The 21,067-nt window shown below is 66.1% G+C and carries 14 protein-coding genes; 13 read left to right on the top strand and 1 reads right to left on the bottom strand.

What is annotated here, in order from left to right; all coding sequences use genetic code 11:
- Positions 1–32: 32 nt before the first annotated feature.
- The 13 genes from E4P00_RS12270 to E4P00_RS12210 are packed head-to-tail and all read left to right on the top strand — an operon-like array spanning position 33 to position 19,855.
- Complete coding sequence (locus tag E4P00_RS12270) at positions 33–5,486, top strand: non-ribosomal peptide synthetase (RefSeq protein ID WP_248131603.1); 5,454 nt, start codon at positions 33–35, stop codon at positions 5,484–5,486.
- Entirely contained in the window at positions 5,483–7,222 is a 1,740-nt protein-coding gene (locus tag E4P00_RS12265; RefSeq protein ID WP_216091180.1) for an ABC transporter ATP-binding protein, read from the top strand. The genes E4P00_RS12270 and E4P00_RS12265 overlap by 4 nt, the downstream gene beginning before the upstream one ends.
- Positions 7,219–8,964, top strand: coding sequence for an ABC transporter ATP-binding protein (locus E4P00_RS12260; RefSeq protein WP_248131601.1), 1,746 nt, complete (start codon positions 7,219–7,221; stop codon positions 8,962–8,964). Before E4P00_RS12265 ends, E4P00_RS12260 begins: the two co-directional genes overlap by 4 nt.
- Complete coding sequence (locus E4P00_RS12255) at positions 8,958–10,061, top strand: saccharopine dehydrogenase NADP-binding domain-containing protein (protein ID WP_248131599.1); 1,104 nt, start codon at positions 8,958–8,960, stop codon at positions 10,059–10,061. The genes E4P00_RS12260 and E4P00_RS12255 overlap by 7 nt, the downstream gene beginning before the upstream one ends.
- On the top strand, positions 10,058–11,086 hold the full coding sequence (locus E4P00_RS12250) for a class I SAM-dependent methyltransferase (protein ID WP_248131597.1): 1,029 nt from the start codon (positions 10,058–10,060) through the stop codon (positions 11,084–11,086). Before E4P00_RS12255 ends, E4P00_RS12250 begins: the two co-directional genes overlap by 4 nt.
- Positions 11,087–11,088: 2 nt before the next feature.
- Positions 11,089–12,765: a class I SAM-dependent methyltransferase gene (locus E4P00_RS12245; protein WP_248131596.1), complete on the top strand. Its 1,677-nt coding sequence runs from the start codon at positions 11,089–11,091 to the stop codon at positions 12,763–12,765.
- Positions 12,762–13,940, top strand: coding sequence for a cytochrome P450 (locus E4P00_RS12240; protein ID WP_248131595.1), 1,179 nt, complete (start codon positions 12,762–12,764; stop codon positions 13,938–13,940). Before E4P00_RS12245 ends, E4P00_RS12240 begins: the two co-directional genes overlap by 4 nt.
- Entirely contained in the window at positions 13,937–15,076 is a 1,140-nt protein-coding gene (locus E4P00_RS12235) for a Gfo/Idh/MocA family oxidoreductase (protein WP_078821034.1), read from the top strand. The genes E4P00_RS12240 and E4P00_RS12235 overlap by 4 nt, the downstream gene beginning before the upstream one ends.
- Positions 15,073–15,792: a VOC family protein gene (locus E4P00_RS12230; protein WP_248131594.1), complete on the top strand. Its 720-nt coding sequence runs from the start codon at positions 15,073–15,075 to the stop codon at positions 15,790–15,792. Before E4P00_RS12235 ends, E4P00_RS12230 begins: the two co-directional genes overlap by 4 nt.
- Complete coding sequence (locus E4P00_RS12225) at positions 15,785–17,383, top strand: AMP-binding protein (protein ID WP_248131592.1); 1,599 nt, start codon at positions 15,785–15,787, stop codon at positions 17,381–17,383. Before E4P00_RS12230 ends, E4P00_RS12225 begins: the two co-directional genes overlap by 8 nt.
- Positions 17,380–18,126 (top strand): alpha/beta fold hydrolase, encoded by a 747-nt coding sequence (locus tag E4P00_RS12220; protein WP_248131590.1) that lies wholly within the window; start codon positions 17,380–17,382, stop codon positions 18,124–18,126. The genes E4P00_RS12225 and E4P00_RS12220 overlap by 4 nt, the downstream gene beginning before the upstream one ends.
- Entirely contained in the window at positions 18,123–18,431 is a 309-nt protein-coding gene (locus E4P00_RS12215) for an isochorismate lyase (protein WP_005787433.1), read from the top strand. The genes E4P00_RS12220 and E4P00_RS12215 overlap by 4 nt, the downstream gene beginning before the upstream one ends.
- Positions 18,428–19,855, top strand: coding sequence for an isochorismate synthase (locus E4P00_RS12210; RefSeq protein ID WP_248131588.1), 1,428 nt, complete (start codon positions 18,428–18,430; stop codon positions 19,853–19,855). Before E4P00_RS12215 ends, E4P00_RS12210 begins: the two co-directional genes overlap by 4 nt.
- Here E4P00_RS12210 and E4P00_RS12205 read toward each other — a convergent pair.
- On the bottom strand, positions 19,743–20,948 hold the full coding sequence (locus E4P00_RS12205) for a XylR family transcriptional regulator (protein ID WP_103735306.1): 1,206 nt from the start codon (positions 20,946–20,948) through the stop codon (positions 19,743–19,745). The two genes, E4P00_RS12210 and E4P00_RS12205, sit on opposite strands and share 113 nt — an antisense overlap.
- Positions 20,949–21,067: the final 119 nt, after the last annotated feature.

Genomic DNA, 21,067 nt, shown 5'->3' with positions numbered 1-21,067 from the left:
CGCAACCTGCCCTTATCCCAGGAGCTGCCCCCATGCCCGCCGCCAAACTGTTAAGCGAACTCAAGTCCCTGGGCGTCGAACTCTGGCCCCAGGATGGTCAACTCAAATTCCGCGCGCCCCAGGGCCTGCTTGACGCCGAGCGCCTGGCGCAACTGCGCGAGCACAAGCAGCAGATCCTGCACCTGCTGCAAACCCAGGAGCGGCCTCAGGTGATGGCCGACCCGGCACAGCGCCACGCGCCGTTCCCGCTCACCGATGTGCAGAACGCCTACCTGCTCGGCCGCCAGTCATCATTCGGCTACGGCAACGTGGCCTGCCACGGTTACCTCGAACTGAGCTGGCCGAGCCTCGACCTGCAGCAGGTCGAACACGCCTGGAACCGCCTGATTGCCCGGCACGACATGCTGCGCGCGGTGATCGCCAGCGAAGGCTCCCAGCGCGTGCTGGCCGAAGTCGCCCATTACCCGGTGGAAGTCGCCGACCTGCGCGGCGCCACTCGTGAACAGCACCAGCACGCCGTGCAGCAGATACGTGAGGCCATGGAGCAGAAGCTCTACCCTACCGATATCTGGCCGCTATTCGAATTGCGCCTGAGCCGCAGCGACAGCGGCGACACCCTGCACTTCTCCATGGACTCATTGATTGCCGACTGGGCCAGCGCGCAACTGCTGTTCAATGAACTGGAACAGCTACTGCACGACCCCCAGGCCAGCTTGCCCAGCCTGGACATCACCTTTCGCGACTACCTGCTGGCCGAACGGGGCCTGCTCGAAGGCAGCCGCCACCAACGCGACCGTGACTACTGGATGGCGCGTATCGATGAACTGCCCCCCACCCCGCAACTGCCGGCGCCCCTGAGCGGCGAAAACACCAGCGTGCCACGCTTCCAGCGCCACTGCGCGCAACTCGACGCGCAACCATGGGCAGCCTTGAAAAGCGCCGCCGGCGCCCTCGGCCTCACCCCGTCCATCGTGGTGCTCAGCGCCTACGTCGGCACCTTGCAACGCTGGAGCCAGCAACCCACCTTCAGCCTCAACCTGACACTGCTCAACCGCTTGCCGCTGCATCCGCAAGTGGGTCAACTGGTTGGGGATTTCACCTCGGTCAGCCTGTTGCAGGTCAATGATCCCCAGGGCCAGGATTTCACCAGCCAAGCACGCCAACTGGGCAATCAACTGTTTGCCGACCTGGAGCACCGGCTGTTTTCCGGCATCCAGGTGATGCGCGAAATCGGTCGCCGGCGCGGGCGTGAAGCGGCGTCCATGCCGGTGGTGTTCACCAGTGCTATCGGCCTGGCGATCGAACCACCTCCCGCCAGCCAGCGACAGGTCGGCCACGGCATCACCCAAACTCCGCAGGTGACCCTCGACTGCCAGGTGATGGACGACGCGCAGGGTTTGCACATCCACTGGGATGTGCGCCAAGGCGTGTTCCCCGACGGCCTGATCGAAGACATGCAGCAGGCATTCGTCGCCGAGTTGCAGTTACTGGCCCTCGACCCGGCCGCCTGGGACCACCCCATGCAAGTGCCGTTGCCGGCCTGGCAACAACGTGAGCGCCTGGCCGCCAATGCCACCGCCGCGCCGCTGCCCACCGGCCGCCTGCATGACAGCCTGCTGAGCATGGCCTGGGAACAGCCGCAGGCCCTGGCAGTGATCGATGCCCACGGCAGCCTGACCTACGCCGCCCTGATGGAGCGTGCCTTGGCAGTCGCTGCTGCCCTCAGCGCCGCCGGTTGCCGCGCCCAGGAACCGGTGGCGATCCTGATGCCCAAGGGCCGTGACCAAGTGGTGGCGGCCTACGGCGTACTGCTGGCCGGCGCCGCCTACCTGCCTCTGGACAGCCATGCCCCGGCCGCCCGCCGCGACCGCGTGCTGCACAGCGCCAAGGTGCGCCACGTGCTCGGCCAGTCCCAGGCCCTGCCCCACACGCCATTGCCGGAGGGCTTGCACTGGCATGCCGTGGATCAACTGGCGCCGACCACTTCGGACTTCCCGGCACCGCACGGCAGCCCCGACGATCTCGCTTATGTGATCTACACCTCAGGCTCCACCGGTGAACCCAAGGGCGTGATGATCAGCCATCGCGCTGCGCTCAATACCGTGCAGGACATCAACCGGCGCTTTGCGGTCAACGCCGCCGACCGCGTGCTGGGCCTGGCGCAACTGAGTTTCGATTTGTCGGTGTATGACCTGTTCGGCCCCCTCGCGGTGGGCGGCACCCTGGTGCTGCCCGACCCGGCACGCGGCGCCGACCCGTCGCACTGGGCCGAGCTGGTGCAGCGCCATCAGGTGACGCTGTGGAACTCGGTACCGGCGCAATTGCAGATGCTGGCCCACTACCTGCAAGCCGAGCCGCGCCCCCTGGACAGTCTGCGCCTGGCGTTGTTGTCGGGTGACTGGATCGCGCTGAACCTGGCGCCGCAACTGCACGCGCTGTTGCCGGGCCTGGCCCTGGTGGCCCTGGGCGGCGCCACCGAGGCTTCGATCTGGTCCAACCTGCACCCCATCGGCGCAATTGACCCCGCATGGCGCAGCATTCCCTACGGTTTGCCGCTGGCCAACCAGGGCTTTCGCGTGCTGGACAACCAATGGCGCGACGCGCCGACCTGGGTGCCGGGTGACCTGTACATCACCGGCGTCGGCCTGGCCCAGGGTTACCTGGGCGACCCGGCGTTGACTGAGGCACGCTTCTTTGCACACCCGCTCGACGGTCAGCGCCTGTACCGCACCGGTGACCGTGGCCGCTATCTGCCGGGGGGTGAACTGGAGTTCCTCGGCCGTAACGACGGCCAGGTCAAGATCCGTGGACATCGGGTGGAACTGGGCGAAATCGACGCCGCACTGCTCTCCACCCCGGGCGTGGACAGCGCGGTCAGCCTGTTCAGCGACGAACTACTGGCCTTCGTCACGCCTGCACGGGCCGAACCCGAACCGCTACCCGGTGCGCCGTTGCTGACGGCGGTGCAGCGCTACGCCGACAGCCAGGTCGGCAGCTTTGACCCCCAACAGGTACGCGACTATCAGGCGGACCTCAGTGGTGCAGCGTTGAGTTCGATGCTGGACGTGATGCTCAAGGCCAATCTATTCAGCGGCGCGTGGGCCGAGCCGGATGCACCCACCATCCTGCAGGCCCTGCAAGCGCAGCCCCGCCATCACTGGCTGGTGCGGCGCTGGCTCGCGGCCTTGTGTGACGCGGGCCTGTTGCACCGTGAACAGTCCCGCTATCGCCTGCTCGACAGCGCGCCAAACCCGGCGCTGGCATGGGGCCGGGTGGAACAGGCGGTCGCGTCCGGGCTGTGCAGCCAGACGCTGCTCGACTACCAGCTCAATCACGTCGGGCAACTGCAGAAACTGCTGCGCGGGGAGGTCAATCCGTTCGACCTGTTGTTCCCTCAAGGCGAGCAAGACCTGGCATTGCAGCTGTATGGCGGGGATGCCGTGTCGCGCTACAACAACCACAGCATCGCTGCGCTGATCAACCGCCTTGCTACCCACCACGACGGCGACGGCCCGTTGCGCATCCTCGAAATCGGCGCGGGCACCGGCGCTACCAGTGCGCCGGTGATCAGCCTGCTCGATGGGCTCGAAGTGGATTACCTGTTCACCGACATGACCGCGTTTTTCCTGCCGGCGGCCAGGCAACGCTTTGCCGACCACGCCTGGGTGCGTTATGGCGTGCTGGACATCGATCAGCCCATCCGCCCCCAGGGCCTGGCCAGCAACAGCGTGGATATCGTGCTGTGCGCGGGCATGCTCAACAGCGTCAAGGACATCGACAACGCCCTCGGCCAGATCACCGAACTGCTCAGCCCGGGTGGCTGGCTGGTGTTCAGCGAGCCGACCGGCGAATGGCCGCCGATTCTACTGACCCAGGGCTTCATGATGACGCCGTCAGACAGCGATCACGACCAAGGCCGCAGTGGCTTGTGCAGCGCCGACACCTGGCGTGAGCGTATCCAGGCATTCGGCGGCGAAAGCCTGCCGGCCCTGCCCCACGCCGACCACCCGCTGGCGGCCCTGGGTATGCAAGTGTTCGCCGCACGCTTCAAGGCCGGGTTCCAGCGCCTGAGCGTCGACAGCCTGCGCAGCGCTCTCGCGCAACGCCTGCCGGACTACATGCTGCCAGCGCATGTGCAAGTACTCGACCGCCTGCCCTTGACCGCCAACGGCAAGGTCGACCGCAAGACCCTGGCCAACTGGCGCCCCGCCGTGGATACCCAAGCCGCCAGCAGCGAGCAGGTACCCAGTGACCCACTCACCGCGCAGCTGTGCCAAGTGTGGGCCGAGGCCCTGGGCCTGGCGCAGATCGGTGCCGACGACAGTTTCTACGAAAAAGGCGCCGACTCGCTGATCCTCGCCCGGGTCGCCGGCCAGTTGCGCGAACAACTGCCCCAGGCGCAACGCCTGAGCTACGACGCCTTGTTGCGGCAGATGCTCAACGAGCCGACTGTCAGCGCACTGGCGCGCCTGCTCAGCCATGGAGAAAGCGCACCGTCTGCGGTCAAGCCCGGCGATTCCCAGCGTTCATCCAACAGCAACGCCCTGGTGGTGCCCTTTGGCGGCGGCGACGTCGGCCCGGTGCGGGTGATGTTCCACGCGGCCCTCGGCACCCTGGATTATTTCCAGCACCTGGGCCGTTCACTCGCCGCTCAGCAGGCCGGCCCGGTGATCGGTTTTGCGGTGGCCGACACCGCGCAGTACCTGGCCCTGGAACCCAAGCGCCTGATTGAAAGCGTGGCCCAGGACTACGCCGAACGCTTGATCGCCGACGGCCATCAGCGCTTCCAGTTGATCGGCTACTGCCTGGGCGGCCTGCTCGCCACCGAAGTCGCCCGGCGCCTGCTGGAACGTGGCATGGAGGTGGTGGACCTGAGCCTGATCGACAGTATCCCGATGTTTATCGACACCGACGAAGAGCTGGCCTATGAGGCGATCTTCGTGCCCAACCTCAACCTGGACCCGGTAAAGACCGTGTTCGGCGCGCATATCGAAGACTACGACGTGTACCGCGCCATCGACCTGCTGATGGCCCGCGACAACCGCCGCGTACCCGCCGGGGCTATGGCTGCCTTGGGCGGCGACCCGGGCCTGGACGCGCTGGCATTGGCGGTGCAGCAACAGTCGGCGCGCAGCCAGGAAGAGCGCCTGGCCGAGTATGCGCGCCTGGCCTCCGGCCAGGCCGGGGTGCCCATCGGCCCGGAGCTGGTGCCCACGCTATTCCGAGTATGCCGCCACAGCATGCGGGCGGCGCGGTTCGACCCGCCGCCGTTCCTCGGCAACATGACCTACCTGCGCTGCCTGGAGCAGCAATCGTTCGGGATCACCGGCGGCGTCGGCCACCTGGCGGCGCCGTTCTGGGAGGACGCGTGCCTGGGGCAATTTAACCTGATCGACGTGCCGGGCAACCACTTCAGCGTGATCGAGCCACCCCACGTGCACACCGTCACCGCGCACCTGCTTGAGGCCCTTCGGAAAAACTCATGAGCACCGCACTCGATACCCTCAAACGCCCGGTCAACCGCCTGATCCGCCTCGGCGTGGTATTCGCCGCCGTCGGCGCACTGGTCAACCTGGTGCCCTTTATCGGCCTGACCGAACTGGGCCGCTTGCTGCTGGCCGGCAATGCCCACAGCCACACGTTGTGGCTGTGGGCGGCGCTGGTAGTGGTCGCCCTGAGCCTTGGCTGGATGGCCAGCGGCGTCGCGCTGTGGCTGACCCACCTGGCCGACCACCGCCTGCAATCGAGCTTGCGCGAAGCCATGGTGCGCAAGCTGGGGCGCGTGCCGCTGGGCTGGTACACCGACACCACCTCCGGCGCGGTGCGCAAAGTGGTGCAGGACGACCTGGAAGACCTGCACCACCTGGTTGCCCATCACGCAGTGGAAGTGACGGCGGCGATAGTCACCCCGCTGGCAGGGCTGATCTGGTTGGCCACATTGAACTGGCGCCTGGCGCTGCTGGCGGTGCTGACCCTGCCGATCTACGCGGTGGCCTACAGCCTGATGATGCGCGGCTTCGGCGCCAAGATGCAGTTGCTCGACAAGAGCATGACCCGGGTCAGCGCGGCGATTGTCGAGTTTGTCCACGGCATTGCCGTGGTCAAGGCGTTCGGCCAGGTGGGCCAGGCCCATCGCAGCTATCAGCAGGCGGTCGACCAGTTCAGCACGCAATACGCTGGCTGGGTGCGGCCGCTGCTGCGCCTGGAAGCGTTTTCATCGATGGCCCTGAGCGTGCCGGTAATTCTGTTGGTGAGCCTGGGGGTGGGCAGCCTGTTGCTGGCCCAGGGTTGGATTACAGCGCTGGAGTTGTTCGCCGAAACCCTGGTAGCCGTGGTGATTCCGCAGTCGTTGCTGGTGATCAACCAGAGCCTCACTGCCCAGCGCACTGCCCTCGCGGCCGCCGACCGCATCGAGGCGCTGCTTGAGGTTGAGGAACTGCCCACGCCCAAGGTGTGCAGGATGCCCCAGGGCAGTGATATTCGCTTTGAACAGGTGCAGTTCGGCTATGACCCCGAACACCTGATCCTCAATGGCGTCGACCTGCACTGCCCGGCTGGCAGCGTCACCGCGCTGGTGGGTGCCTCCGGCGCGGGCAAATCGACCCTGGCCAAGTTGGTACCGCGCTTTCACGACGTCAACGCCGGGCGGGTCTGCGTGGGTGGTGTGGATGTGCGCGAGATTGACCCGCGCCAGCTGTATCAACACGTGGGGTTTGTGTTGCAGGACGCGCAACTGGTGCACGGCACCGTCGCCGACAATCTGCGCCTGGGCCGCCCCGAGGCCAGCGATGCCGACGTCGAGGCAGCGGCACGCTCCGCGCAGATTCATCAACGCATCCGCGCCCTGCCCCGCGGCTATCAGTCGGTGATCGGCGAAGACGCGATTTTTTCCGGCGGTGAAGCCCAGCGCTTGTCCATCGCTCGCACGCTGCTGGCCGATACGCCGGTGCTGATCCTCGATGAAGCCACCTCCCACGCCGACCCCGAATCCGAAGCGCTGATCCAGGATGCCCTCTCTGCCCTGGCCCGCGGCCGCACGGTGCTGGTGATTGCCCACCGTCTGGCGAGTATCTGCGGCGTCGACCAGATCGTGGTGCTCGACCAGGGCCGCGTGCTGGAAAACGGTACTCACGAGCAATTGCTGGCGGCGAACGGCACCTATGCCCGCCTGTGGCGCGCCGGCACCGAAACCACCGCCCCCGACCTGGAGATGTCCTTGTGATCCGCAGCCTCGTGACTTTATTGGGCCCGGCCCACGCCGCACGCCTGTACCGCTACCTCGCCTGGCTGGTGACCAGTGCCGTGTTGCAAGGGCTGGCCGTGGCGTTGCTGGTGCCGATCCTGCACGCGCTGTTTGCCGGTGACCTGCACAGCGCGTCCCTCTGGCTGGCTGGCCTGGCGGCGATGGTGGTGCTGACCTGCATCGCCCATTACCAGCAGGCCATGAAGGGCTTTGCCCTGGCGCTGCTGGTGTTGACCACCTTGCATGACCGCCTTGGCCAGCACCTGGTCAGCCTGCCGCTGGGCTGGTTCAACTCCGAGAAGGTCGGGCGTCTGTCGCGCAGTGCCACCAGCGGCACACTGATGGTCACCGGCTTGTTTGCCCATTACCTGGGGCCGGTGGTGTCTGGCGTGGTAGTGCCGGCTACCGTGGCGCTGACCCTGTTCGTGTTCGACTGGCGCCTGGGCCTGACCGCCGCATTGTGCGCGCCGCTGATCTACTTCACCCATCACTGGTCGGCCGCCGCCATCGGCAGCAATGATGCGCGCGTGGAAGCCGCCGCGACTCTGGCCGGTAACCGCGTGGTCGAATTCGCCCGCTACCAGCCAGTGCTGCGCGCCTTTGGTCGCACCCAGGACGGCTACGCGCCGTTGCAGGCCGCCAACCTGGCGCAGAAACACGCGGGCGGCTCGATGCTGTCGCAGACCTTTCCCAAGTTGCTGGCCGGTGGCCTGACCGTACAACTGGCGTTTGCGTTGCTGGTGGGCGTAGGCGTCGCCCTGGCCGCCCATGGCGAAATCGACGCCATCCAGTTGGTCGCCTTACTCGCTCTGGCGGCACGTTTTGTCGGGCCGCTGGCCGAAGCGGCGGCGCGCAGTGGTCTGTTACGCATGGCCGCTAACGACCTGGAGCAACTGGTGGGCATCCTGCGCGAGCCGCCGCTGCCGGAACCCGCGGTGAGCCAACCGCTGACGGCACCCGGCACCCTGGCCTTCGACAAGGTCAGCTTCGGGTACCCCAGCGGACCAAAGGTGCTGCATAACCTGACCTTCAGCGCACCGGCGCATTCGATGACCGCGATTGTCGGCGCCTCGGGCTCGGGCAAAACCACTGTCACCCGCTTGTTGATGCGCTTTTTCGATGCCAGCGAGGGCAGCGTCAGGGTTGGCGGTGTAGACGTACGCGAGCTGTCCAACGCAGCGCTGATGGCGCAGTTGTCTCTGGTGATGCAGGACGTCTACCTGTTCGACGACAGCCTGGAGGCCAACATTCGCGTCGGCAACCCGGACGCCAGCGCCGAGCAAGTGGCCGAAGCGGCGCGATTGGCCGGTGTGGATGAAATCGTCGCGCGCCTGCCCCAGGGCTGGAACACCCCGGTAGGCGAAGGCGGCGCAGCGCTGTCCGGCGGCGAACGCCAACGGGTATCCCTGGCCCGGGCCCTGCTCAAACGTGCGCCCATCGTACTGCTGGATGAAGCCACGGCGGCCCTGGACCCGCACAACGAAGCCTTCGTGCAGACGGCGATTCACGCCCTGATGCAAAACGCCACAGTACTGGTGATCGCCCACCGCCTGCCCACCATCATGGCCGCCGACCAGATACTGGTGCTGGATGAAGGCCGATTGGTGGAATCGGGGACGCACGCACAATTACTTGCCCAAAACGGTCGTTACGCAGGGTTCTGGCATGACCGCCAGCGCGCCGGCGGCTGGCGCTTGAAAGCCGAGGCGCAGCCATGCTGATCGGGGTGTTGGGCGCCAGTGGCGACGTGGGGCTGTCCAGCGCCCAGGCGTTGTTGACGCTGGGAGTGAACGATCTGCGCCTGGGCGGGCGCGATGCCGCCAAGGGCGCGCACTGCGTGCAGGTTCTCCAGCAGCAGTGGCCCCAAGCCCGTTTGCAATGGGCCGAAGTGGACTTCAACGATGCCGAGGCTTTGGCCACCTTCGCCCGTGGTTGCGCTGTGCTGCTCAACTGCGCGGGCCCCTCGTGGCGCGTGCAGGACCGTGCCGCGCAGGCAGCGTTGCAGGCCGACGCGCATTACGTCGACGCCGCCGGTCATATGCACCTCGACCCCGCCCAATGGCGTGGCCGCTGCGCGATATTGGGCGCAGGCCTGCAACCGGGGTTCACCGGCCTGCTGCCGCGCTGGCTGGCCGAGCAGGAATTCACCCAGGTGCGCAGCCTGACCAGCTATTTCGGCTTGCGCGATCACTTTACCGCCGTGGCTGCCGACGACTTTTTGCACGGTGCGGTGGACGGCAGCAGCGAGCCGTTGGCGGCCTGGCAACACGGGCGTCGCAGCCGCGCACTGCGGCGCCGGCGCGAGGTGTCGGTGCCGTGCTTTCCCGGCTCGGTTCACCTGCTGCCCTACCTGAACCTTGAGGGTGAACGTCTGGCCATGGACCTGAACCTGGACGTCGGCCAGTGGTTCAACGTGATCACCGACGGCTACGTGCTCAAGGCGTTTGACCAGGCTCACGGCTTGCCAAGGGCAGAAGCGGTGCAGCGCTTGTGCGAAGCCAGCCGCCTGGATCTCAGCGGCCAGGCGCCCTTCGTCACCCTGCTGCTGCAACTGGAGGGCCTGCACGATAGCGAGGTCCGGACCCGCAGCCTGGTGCTCAGTGGCGCAGGCAATGCGGCGCTCACCGCAGCCATGGCCGCGATCACGGTGATCAGCGTGGTGGAGGGTGAGATCAGCGCCGGCTGCCATGAGGCGGCCCAGGCCCTGCCGCCCACCGCCAGCCTGGAGCGCCTGCTGTGCACCTCGGCAATTCGTAGCCTGAACCTGTTGCACGGCCCGCTCGATCAACTGCATGTCGCCCAAGAAGGTTGCCTATGAACACCGCCCTGAACGAGCTGGAACACTTGAGCCTGGGCGTGATGGCCCAGGTGTTACTGCACAGCCAGGCGTTGCCGTTGCAGGCGTGGCGCACTGCCGAGCACATCAACCAGGCCCTGGGCACGGCGGCCCGTCATGCCTGGGTGGTACGCCGCTGGCTGGCCGCGTTGACCCGTGCCGGCCTGCTGCACGAGGAAGGTAAACGCCTGGGTTGGCAAGTGCCCCCCGATGACCCGCAAGTGGGCGAACTGCCGCGCCTGTATGCCGCATTGGGCTTTCCAGACAGCATGGCGCGCCTGCATACCCAAGTGATCGAATGCCTGCCCGACCTGCTGCGCGATCAATTCACCCTCACCCACTTGCTGATGCTTGGCGGGGACCCCGTGAAGGTGATGGGCGCCTACCAGCACAACCACTTCACTGCGGCGATCAATCAAGCCTTGGGGGCCCGGGCGCGGCAAGTCAGCGCCGCTGCCGGGCCGCTGCAGGTGCTGGAGCTGGGCGGCGGCGCCGGTTGCACCACCGCTGCGGTGCTGACGGCGCTGCAAGAACGCGAGAAGGATTATCGCTTTACCGACATCAGCTCGCTGTTCACCAGTGCGGCCCAGCGTCAGTTTCGTCTTGAGCCGGGGATGCAGTTCGGCCTGCTCGATCTCAATCGCCGCTTCAGCGACCAGGGCATAGCGCCCCGCAGCCAAGACCTGGTGATTGCCGGCAACGCGCTGCACAACGCCCGCGACCTGCCCGACTGCCTCGGCCAGATCCGCACCAGTCTGCGCGACGGCGGCGTCTTGCTGTTCAGTGAATCCATCGCCGACAACCCGGCGATGCTGACCTTCATGCACCTGTTGCTGTCGCCGCCGGCCGATGCGCCGCTGCGTGCTGGCGATGAAGCCTTCATGGCCGTCGACGCGTGGCGCCAGGCCTTGCAGGTTGCAGGTTTTGAGTTGCTGGAGGTGTGGCCTGACGCGGGCGAACCGCTCGCTGCTGCGGGGCAGCGCTTGTTCCAGGCCAGAGGAGTTTGAGCATGAATATCGACACCTTGCTGATCGAACTGCCCGCCGGCAAGCACCCCTGGCGCTTGCCGGTCTTTACCGACCTGGGCCTGCATCAACAGGCCCCGGCCCGTTTGCTGGCAGTGCTCGAACGCCAGCGTCCGGCGGTGGTAATGATGAGCGCCGAACAACTGGAGCGTCTGCTGGACTTTCCCGCCCTGGCCCTGAGTGATCTGAGCCATCTGCAACAACTGTTGTTCATCAGCCTCCGACCGGGCGACTGGCAGTTGGCGGAACGGGCAGCGGCGCAGCTCGATTGCCACGTAGAGGGTTTTACCGATGACGGGCGCGACCTGGTCAGCGTCAAGCGTGAGCACCAGCGCTGGTGCCAGCGGGCACTGGAACATCCCCAGGTGAATGCGGTGGCGCTGCACGGCACGACGCTGTTCGCGGTGCCCCAGCCGTGCGAACCGGCGACAGTGGACGATCAGTTGGACGCGACCGCAGCCGCCGTCGATCAGCAGTTCAGCGTCACGCAACTGACCGACGCCGTACAGTTGAACCAGCGCTTGAGCCACGCCGCTTTGCTGTCGATGCTCAATGGCCTGGAGCAGTGCGACCTGCTGCCCGCACCACTCAACGATGTGGCGCACAGCCTCGCCAATGCCGGCATCGCCCCCGGCCACCGCCCGCTCATCGCACGCTGGCTCGACGTGCTCCAAGCCGAGGATTTGCTGCGCTGCCAAGGCGACCACCTGCATCCCAGCCTCGACGCCAGCACCTGGAGCGACGCCAGCCTGGAGGGCATCTGGGCACAGTTGAGCCTGGACTGGGCGCGCAACACCGGCGGCAGCGCCACCCTTGATTACGCTCGCGACAACGCTCGCCAGTTGCCGGCGTTGATGCGCGGTGAGTGCGCGGCGGTGCACCTGCTGTTTCCCGAAGGCCGCACCGAACGTGCGGCAGCGTTGTACCGCGAAAGCCTGGCGGCGCAGTACCAGCATCGCGCCGTGGCTCACTGGATTGGCGCCTGGGCTGCGCGCCAGAGCGGCACCGAGCCCTTGCGGGTGCTGGAAGTCGGTGCCGGCACCGGTTCCACCACCCAGGCCGTAGTGCCGGCCCTGGCCAAGGTCACGGTGGACTATCTGTGCACCGACGTGTCGCGCTACTTCAGCGAGCAGGCCGCCGAGCGTCTGCACGCCTGGCCGTGGGTGCGCCACGGGGTGTTTGATATCGACCGCCCCGCCCCTGCCCAAGGCTATCGCACCCAGAGTTGGGACCTGATCGTCGCCGGGGGCGTGCTGAATGCCGCCCGCGACACCGAGCGCTCCCTGGCCACCCTGCTCGCCTTGCTAAAACCCGGCGGCTGGCTGGTGTTCAGCGAGCCGACCCAGGAGGAGTTCTGGGTGATGGCCTCCCAGGCTTTCATGCTCAACCAGGCCAGCGATGAACGCGCGCTGAGCAGCAGTACCTTCCTGGACCTCAACCAATGGCAAACCGCCCTGGCCCGCGCCGGGTTCCAGGGCAATCGCAGCCTGCCCGCCGCCGACCACCCGCTGGCGTCGCTCGGCCATCGTGTGTTCGTCGCCCAAGTGCCCTGCCAACGCTTGAGCCGCGCCGCGCTGGCCGCGCACCTGGAACACCCAGACCTGCACCTGGAACTGCTCGACCGTTTGCCCGACCTGCCTACCGCCAAGGACTTGCCATGACCCCGCTGGCCTACCCTTTCAATGCCTTCACCGACCTGGAGCTCGCCGAGCCTTACCGCCATGCCCAGCAAGCACCGGGCCTGCTGCGTATCCAGATGCCCATCGGCGCGCCCGCCTGGCTCGCCACCCGCTATGACGATGTGCGCCTGGTGCTGGGCGACCGGCGCTTCAGCCGCAGCGAAGCATTTCGCCGCGACGATGCCCCGCGAGCATTCCCGCGAATTGCCGGCGGCATCGTGATGATGGACCCGCCGCAACTCACGCGGATCCGCTCCCGCGCCGCCCAGGCGTTTACCCGGCGGCGCGTCGAAGCACTGCGCCCCCATGCCCGGGCCTACGCCCATGAGTTGATCGACCGTATGCTCGCCGCCGGCCCGCCCGCCGACTTGGTTAGCGACTATGCCTTACCGTTGCCCCTGGCGTTGGTTTGCGAGCTGCTGGGCGTACCGCTGCAAGACCGTGAACGCTTTAAGGTATGGAACGACTCATTGCTGTCGACCCGCGCCGAAGACGCCGCGTTGACCCAACAGCACTTGGGTGAACTGGCTGAGTACATCAAGGGCCTGGTCGCCGAGCGGCGCCGTCAGCCTCAGGACGATTTCATGACCGCCCTGGCCCAGGCCGATGACCAAGGCGAGCGCCTGAGCGAAGACCAACTGCTGCTGTTGTGCATCGCCATCCTCGTCGCCGGCTACGAAGGCAGTGCTTCGCAGATCCCCAATTTCATTCTGGTGTTGCTGGACAACCCCGAACAGTGGCAACAACTCAAGGCCCATCCCGAGCAGATTCCGCAGGCGGTGGAAGAACTGCTGCGCTATATCCCGCTGGCGTCGGCGGCGATGTTTGTGCATTACGCCCTCGAAGATATCCAGGTGGGTGAAACCCTGGTTCGCCAGGGCGAAGCCGTTTTCGCGTCCATCGGTGCGGCCAACCATGACCCGGCGCGCTTTGCCGACCCGCAAACCCTCAACCTGCAACGCAATGCCGGCGGCCATTTCGGCTTCGGCCACGGCCTGCATCACTGCATCGGCTCGGCGCTGGCGCGGGTGGAGTTGCAAGAGGCGTTGCAAGCCTTGGTAGAACGCCTGCCCAACCTGCAACGCTGCGGGCAGGTGCAGTGGAAAACGGCGACGTTCTTTCGCGGTACCCACTGCCTGCCGGTGACCTGGTCATGAGCCGCGCTCGTCCACGCGTGATCGTCGCCGGCACCGCGTTCGGCCGCATCTACCTGCAAGCCTTGGCTCGTGCCCATGAGCGCTATGAATTGGTCGGCATCCTGTCGCGTGGCAATGCCTATTCAAAGGCCTGCGCCGATCACTACGGGGTGGCGCTGTACGAGGCCGTCGAGCAGGTGCCCGATAGCGTCGACATTGCCTGCGTGGTGGTGCGTTCCGGCGCCACCGGTGGCGTGGGCAGCGAACTGGCCCAGCAGTTCTTGCGCCGTGGCATTCACGTATTGCAGGAACACCCGGTGCATCACCGCGAAATCGCCGCGTGCATGCAGGCGGCGCGTCAGGGCCAGGCGGCCTATGCGGTCAATACGCTGTACCCGAATATCCTTGCGATCCGGCGTTTTCTGGCGGTAGCCGCGTACCTGCGTGAGCAACAAGGGCTGGCCTATATCGACGCGGCCTGTAACAGCCAGGTGGCCTACCCGTTGCTGGATATTCTCGGGCGCCTGGCCGGTGGTTTGCGGCCCTGGGTATTTGCGGCGCCGGCCGCCAGTGTCGGTGCGCAACCCTTCACGCGGTTGAACGCCAGCTTCAATGGCGTGCCGATCAGCCTGCGCGTACAAAACCAGGTGCACCCCCAAGACCCGGATAACCACTCGTTCCTGCTGCATCGCCTTGAAGTCGGCTGTGAAGGCGGCGTGCTGAGCCTGTGCGACACCCACGGCCCGGTGCTGTGGAACCCACGCCTGCACGCACCACGGGACGACACCGACCGCCTGATCATGGCAGGCAAAGGCAGTGAACGATTGGCCGGGCCGAGCATGGTGGTGCTCGACCCGCACATACCCGCCAGCTATCACCAGGTGTTCAACCAGCTCTGGCCCGATGCGGTCAGCCTCGCCCTGGATGCGCTGTGCGCCGACATCGCCGAACCGGCGCAGCGCCTGCGCAGCGGCATGTGGGCCACCGAGGTGTCGATGGCCTGGCGTGAAATGAACAGCCTGATCGGCATGCCGGAACTGATTGAACCGCCGATTCCCCGTGCGCTGCCGATGACCGAACTGCATCGCTGCGCCGACGCCGTACAGCCGCCTGGCGCTGACCCCAGCGCGCAACTCGTGGGAGCCCTGCCCTTTTGAACACTGCCCAATCCCGTTCGTCCTGCAGCCATGTGCTGCTGTGGGTTCGCGACCTGCACCAGGCGGTGGCGAACTTTCGCGCCGCCGGTTTCGAGGTCATCTACGCCACCGCCGAGGCCCGCGCGCAACATGCGCATATCTGGTTCAGCCGCGGGCCGATCATCGAGCTGCTCACCACCCCGCGTCATGCCTGGTTGTTCAAGTGGCCCATCGACTGCCTGGCCGGGCGTGGCGCCGGGCGGCGCATGTTGCGCTGGGCTGCCCAGGGTGAGGGGTTTTGCGACCTGGCGCTGCTCTGCGATGACCTGGCCCTGGCACCCCGTCTGATAAACCTGGCGGCCGGCGGCGTGGCCATGGGCCGTGTGGTGAAGTGGCAACGCACCTGTGCGGACGGCAGCCAGACGCGCTTTCGGTTTGTTTACCCACGGCATGAGCGCCTGCCGTTTCTGGTCACGCCCTATTCACCCTCCCAGCACCCGCAGCGACTGATCCATCCCAACGGCGCCACGGGGCTGGCGGCCATTCACCTGGGCGTAAGCCCCGCCGATCACAGCGCCCTCAACCTGCTCGCGGGCGATGACCCGATGTTGCACCTGCAACCCGCCGAATTTACCGGCGTACAGGCGGTGCAAGTCGCCGGCCTGGCGCAACCATTGACGTTACACGGTGCGCAATTGCTGAGCTGCCCGACTGCACATGGAGATAGCCATGCTTGATGGATTCACAGACTGGCCCGAAGATTTTATCCGCCGCTACCGCGAGCAAGGCTACTGGCAAGGCGCGCCACTGGGCCAACTGCTGCGTGAGCAAGCCCAGCGTACGCCGCAGCAAGAGGCGCTGGTGGACGGCAACCGACGCTGGAGCTACGCCGAGCTGGACCAACACGCCGACCGCCTGGCCGCCGGCCTCGCCGCGCGCGGGCTGGTCGCCGGCCAGCGAGTGCTGGTGCAACTGCCCAATATCGCCGAGTTTTTCAGCCTGACCTTCGCTCTGTTGCGCCTGGGAGCGATCCCGGTGTTTGCGTTGCCGGCCCACCGCGAACATGAATTGGCCCACTTGGCACACCTTAGCCAAGCGGTGGCCTATGTGATTATCGACCAGCACTTGGGCTTCGATTATCGGCCCCTGGCGCGCACGTTGCGTAGCCAGGTGTCGAGCCTGCAACAGGTGTGGGTGGTAGGCGCGGCCGAGGAATTCGTGGCCCTGGCCGACTGCGTCGCCACCCCCCACCCGTTCCCGGCGCCGGACGCTCGCGATGTGGCGGTGCTATTGCTGTCCGGCGGCACCACTGGCCTGCCCAAGCTGATCCCGCGCACCCATGACGACTATGCGTGCAATGCCCGGCTGGCGGCGCAAGCCTGCGGTTTCGACCGCCACACCCGTTACCTGGCGGCGCTGCCGGTGGCACATAACTTCCCGTTGGCCTCGCCGGGGGCACTCGGGGTGTTCAGCGTCGGCGCCACCCTGGTACTGGCGCCGGAACCAAGCCCCGACACCGCCTTCGAACTGATCGAGCGCGAACGCATTACCCACACGGCCTTGATCCCGCCACTGGTGTTGCTGTGGCTGGAAGTGGCGCAATGGTCCGACAACGACCTCAGCAGCCTGCAATGGCTGCAAGTCGGTGGCGCACGCCTCAAGGCCGAGATCGCCGCACGCATCCGCCCCACCCTGGGCTGTGGCCTGCAACAGGTGTACGGCATGGCCGAAGGATTGCTGTGCTTTACCAGGCTGGATGACCCGCAGGCGCTGGTCTTCGACACTCAGGGCCTGCCGCTGACCGCTGCGGATGAGATCCGTATCGTCGATGCCGACGATGTGCCGGTGGCTCCCGGCGCCGTCGGTGAATTGCTGGTGCGCGGGCCCTACACCATTCGCGGTTACTACAACGCTCGCGAGCACAACCAGCGCGCCTTTACCGCCGATGGCTTTTATCGCAGCGGCGACCTGGTACGGCGCCTGCCCGAAGGGCATTTGATCGTCGAGGGGCGCAGCAAGGATGTGATCAACCGGGGCGGCGAAAAGATTCCGGTGGAAGAGATCGAGAACCTGCTGCTCGGCCATCCGCTGATCCGCGATGTGGCGTTGGTGGCGCTGGCCGACGAGTTGCTGGGTGAGCGCAGTTGCGCCTGCGTACTGGCCCACGGCGCGCCATTGGACCTGGCGTCGATCAACGCCTGGCTGCGCGAGCGTGGGCTGGCGGCCTACAAGTTGCCAGACCGCTTGCAAGTGCTGCGCGAGTTTCCGCTGACGCGCCTGGGCAAGGTCAACCGCAAGGCCCTGGCGGAACAGGTGCTGGCCTTATGAGCCCGTGGCTACGTGTATTGCGTGAGGGGCAACAGCCCCGCGCACGCCTGGTGTGCCTGCCCCACGCCGGTGGCAGCGCGAGCTTTTTTCGGCCGTGGCTGGCGCATTTGCCGGGTGACATTGACCTGTTGGCAGTGCAGTACCCCGGGCGCGAAGAGCGCTTCAACGAAGCGCATATCCCATGCCTGGCGACCCTCGCCGAGCACATCAGCCAGGCGTTGCTGACCTTGCCTGCGCGGCCCCTGTGGCTGTTCGGCCACAGCATGGGTGCGGCGCTTGCCTATGCCGTGGGCGCACTGCTGGACGCCGCCGGGGTAGGCCCTGATCACGTGTTTGTCTCGGCCCACGCGCCGCCGCACCGGCAACCGTCCAGCGACCTGCATCGCCAGGACGACAGCGCGTTGATTGCCGACATCCTGCGCCAGGACGCCCAGGCCGCCGACCTGTGGGCCAACCCGCAGTTACGCACGCTGTTTCTGCCGGCGTTGCGCAGCGACTACCAGGCCATAGAAACCTGGCGCCCCGCGAACCTACAGCCGTTAACGGCACCGCTGGACGTGCTGCTGGCCCGCGATGACGCCGAAGTCAGCCTGGAGCAGGCTCGCGCCTGGGCCGACCTGAGCCGCCATACCCCGGACATCCGCCTGTTCGACGGCGACCACTTTTACCTCAAGCATCAGCCGCGACCGGTGATCGACCACCTGTTGCAGCGCACCGCCTACCTTCAGGGAGACGCACGATGAAAACCCCGGAACACTGCACTGGCCTTCACGACATTCGCCATGCCATCGACAGCCTCGACAAGCAGATCATCGACGCCCTCGGCCTGCGCATGCAATACGTCAAGGCCGCCTCCGCATTCAAACCCGACCAGGCCAGCATTGCCGCACCCGATCGCGTTGCGGCGATGTTGCCCCAGCGCCGGCAGTGGGCGCAGGAGGTCGGGCTGGATGGCGAGTTTGTCGAGGGCCTGTTCAACCAGATCATCCACTGGTACATCGCCGAGCAGACGGCCTTCTGGCTACAGAAAAAGAGCCAGTGCGTATGAACGCGGCCGATTTGCTCAAGACCTTCCAGGCCGCGCACCAACGGGCGGTGGCGTACCAGCGCCCCGTTATTGCCGTCAGCGCCTACCCCGCGCCGACGCTGGCGCCCTTGGTAGTGTACAAGGCCCATCGCCAGGGTTTCTTCTGGTGTGCGCACTCGCCGGACTTAAGTTTGTTCGGCCTCGGCTGCACCTGGCAGATCGAAGCCTCGGGGTCCCAGCGCATGGCCGAAGTGGATCGCCAATGGTTCGCACTGTGCGCCGATGCGCTGGTGGAGGGCCCGCATCCGCCCTTGCTGCTGGGCGGTATGCGCTTTGATGAGCAGCAGCCCTGCGCATCCCATTGGGCGCCGTTTGCCGATGCCAGTTTCCACCTTGCCCACTGGTTGCTCAGCGAGGACACCCACGGGCGCTGGCTACGCTGCCAGCGCGTGGTCGAGCCCGGCAGCGATCCTGCGGCCTTGGTGCAAGCAAGCCTGGCCGCCCTTGAACAACTGCTCAACCCAGCCACCCACGTTGCTCCTACCCCCCATGTATTGGAACGCGTCGCACTGCCGCGGGATCAATGGCAGGTCAAGGTCGAGACCGCCTTGCACGCCATCGCCCAGGGTGACTTGAGCAAGGTGGTGCTGGCGCGGCATATCGACCACCACCTGGACGCCGCGCTCGACACTGGCGCGGTGATGGGCCGCCTGCACGCTCGGCGTAACGCCTCGCACTTGTTCGCGATTCACCGGGGCGAACACTGCTTCATGGGTGCCACGCCCGAGCGGTTGCTCAGTTGCGAGGCGGGCCGTCTCACCACCCACGCCCTGGCAGGCAGCACCCGTCGTGGGTTCAAGCCCAATGAAGACCAAGTGCTGGGGGAACGTTTATTGGCCGACCCGAAAGAGCAGCACGAGCATCAACTGGTGGTGCAGACCATTACCCAAGCCTTGGGTGACAAGGTCAGCGACCTGCACGCCGCGCCGCACCCCAACTTGCTGAAACTTGCCACCGTGCAGCATTTGAGCACGCCCATCACCGCGAGGCTCAACACCGGCAAGCGCCTGCTGGACGGTATCCAAGCCTTGCACCCTACCCCCGCGGTCGGCGGTTTACCGCGCGCGCCTGCGCTGGATTTTATCCGTGAACACGAAGGCTTTGATCGCGGCTGGTATGCCGCGCCAGTGGGCTGGCTGGACGCCGAGGGCAATGGCGATTTTCTCGTGGCCCTGCGCTCGGCGCTGATCACCCCCAGGCACTGCCATGCGTTTGCTGGCTGCGGGATTGTCGAGGGCTCGCTATCGGCCAATGAGTACGAAGAAACCCAGATCAAGCTGGCAAGCATGCAACAGGCGCTGCAACTGGCCTGCCCTGCTGATACTGACGTGGCGTACAGCCAAACTCGCGGCGAAACACCGTATGCAAGTACTGCGCAGAGGTGAAGCCGCAGCGGGCGGCGATGTCGGCGATGGCCAGGTCCTGGTTCTCCAGGCCCTTGGCGGCGGCGGCGAGTTTGAAGCGCAGGATTTCGTCATGCACGCTGCACCCGCGCACCTTGCGAAAGTGCGCCTCCAATGACGAGCGTGAGACCCCGACATAGGCGGCGACCTGGTCGGTCTTGATCCCCTGGCACGCGTACTGGCGGATAAACAGCAATGCCTGCATCACATAAGGGTTACCCAAGGGCTGATGCAGGCTGGAGGCCTGCACGTTGATCGCGTCCGGCGGCACCAGCACCTGCGTGCCGGTGCAGGGCTTGCCGTGCAGCATCTGATGCAGCAAGGCCGCGGCAGTACGGCCCATGGTCTCGGTGCCCTGGATCACCGAACTCAGCGGCACCCGCGTCAGGGTGCGAGTCAGCGGGTCGTTGTCGATCCCGATCAACGCCACCTCCTCCGGCACCGCAATGCCCGCCGTCAGGCAAGCTTGCAACAACTGCCGGGCGCGAGCATCGGTGACCGCGATAATACCGATGGGCTTGGGCAGGCTGTGCAGCCAGGCAATCTGCTGCTCCACCGCGCTGTCCCACAACGGCGCACTGGTGCCCAGGCCGCGATAGATCTCCACCGGCAAACCATCGCGTTGCACCAAGCCGCGAAAGGCTTTCTCACGCTCCTGCGCCCAGCGATTGGCCTGGGCCTCGGGCAGGCTGAAACAGGCAAACCGCGTCAGCCCGGCCTCGATCAAATGCTCGTAGGCCAGCTTCATCAAGGCATGGTTATCGGTCGCAACATAGGGAATGCCCTTGGGGTACGCGCTGACGTCCTCGTAAGATCCCCCCACCGCCACCACCGGTATCCGACTCCCGGCCAGCGCCTCGCCGATCAGCGGGTCATCGAAGTCGGCAATGATGCCATCGCCCTGCCAGCGCTCGATACCGCGCAGACGGCAGAGAAAATCCTCTTCCAGGAACAGGTCCCAGGAAGCGCGGGTGCTGCTCAGGTAATTGCCGATACCGGTGATGATCCCACGGTCGTAGATTTTGCTGCCGTTGAAGAGCAAGGCGATGCGGTGCACGGGCGGTAGGGTTTTCATTGTTTTTGTCCTGGGGCCGGTGGGTGCAGATTAGGCGGGCAGGTCGGGGTTCTCAATAGGTAGGTGGGAGAATTGGCAAGCATAAACAGTGCCTCGATTTGAGGTTTGCCTCGGCGTAC

Source organism: Pseudomonas sp. B329 (genome assembly GCF_023127835.1).
GTDB lineage: Bacteria > Pseudomonadota > Gammaproteobacteria > Pseudomonadales > Pseudomonadaceae > Aquipseudomonas > Aquipseudomonas synxantha_A.
This window is presented reverse-complemented; position numbering and strand designations above follow the sequence as displayed.

Coding starts and splice junctions, on each gene's coding strand:
- E4P00_RS12270 (WP_248131603.1), top strand. CDS start 33: ATGCCCGCCGCCAAACTGTTAAGCGAACTCAAGTCCCTGGGCGTCGAA.
- E4P00_RS12265 (WP_216091180.1), top strand. CDS start 5,483: ATGAGCACCGCACTCGATACCCTCAAACGCCCGGTCAACCGCCTGATC.
- E4P00_RS12255 (WP_248131599.1), top strand. CDS start 8,958: ATGCTGATCGGGGTGTTGGGCGCCAGTGGCGACGTGGGGCTGTCCAGC.
- E4P00_RS12250 (WP_248131597.1), top strand. CDS start 10,058: ATGAACACCGCCCTGAACGAGCTGGAACACTTGAGCCTGGGCGTGATG.
- E4P00_RS12245 (WP_248131596.1), top strand. CDS start 11,089: ATGAATATCGACACCTTGCTGATCGAACTGCCCGCCGGCAAGCACCCC.
- E4P00_RS12240 (WP_248131595.1), top strand. CDS start 12,762: ATGACCCCGCTGGCCTACCCTTTCAATGCCTTCACCGACCTGGAGCTC.
- E4P00_RS12235 (WP_078821034.1), top strand. CDS start 13,937: ATGAGCCGCGCTCGTCCACGCGTGATCGTCGCCGGCACCGCGTTCGGC.
- E4P00_RS12225 (WP_248131592.1), top strand. CDS start 15,785: ATGCTTGATGGATTCACAGACTGGCCCGAAGATTTTATCCGCCGCTAC.
- E4P00_RS12220 (WP_248131590.1), top strand. CDS start 17,380: ATGAGCCCGTGGCTACGTGTATTGCGTGAGGGGCAACAGCCCCGCGCA.
- E4P00_RS12215 (WP_005787433.1), top strand. CDS start 18,123: ATGAAAACCCCGGAACACTGCACTGGCCTTCACGACATTCGCCATGCC.
- E4P00_RS12210 (WP_248131588.1), top strand. CDS start 18,428: ATGAACGCGGCCGATTTGCTCAAGACCTTCCAGGCCGCGCACCAACGG.
- E4P00_RS12205 (WP_103735306.1), bottom strand. CDS start 20,948: ATGAAAACCCTACCGCCCGTGCACCGCATCGCCTTGCTCTTCAACGGC.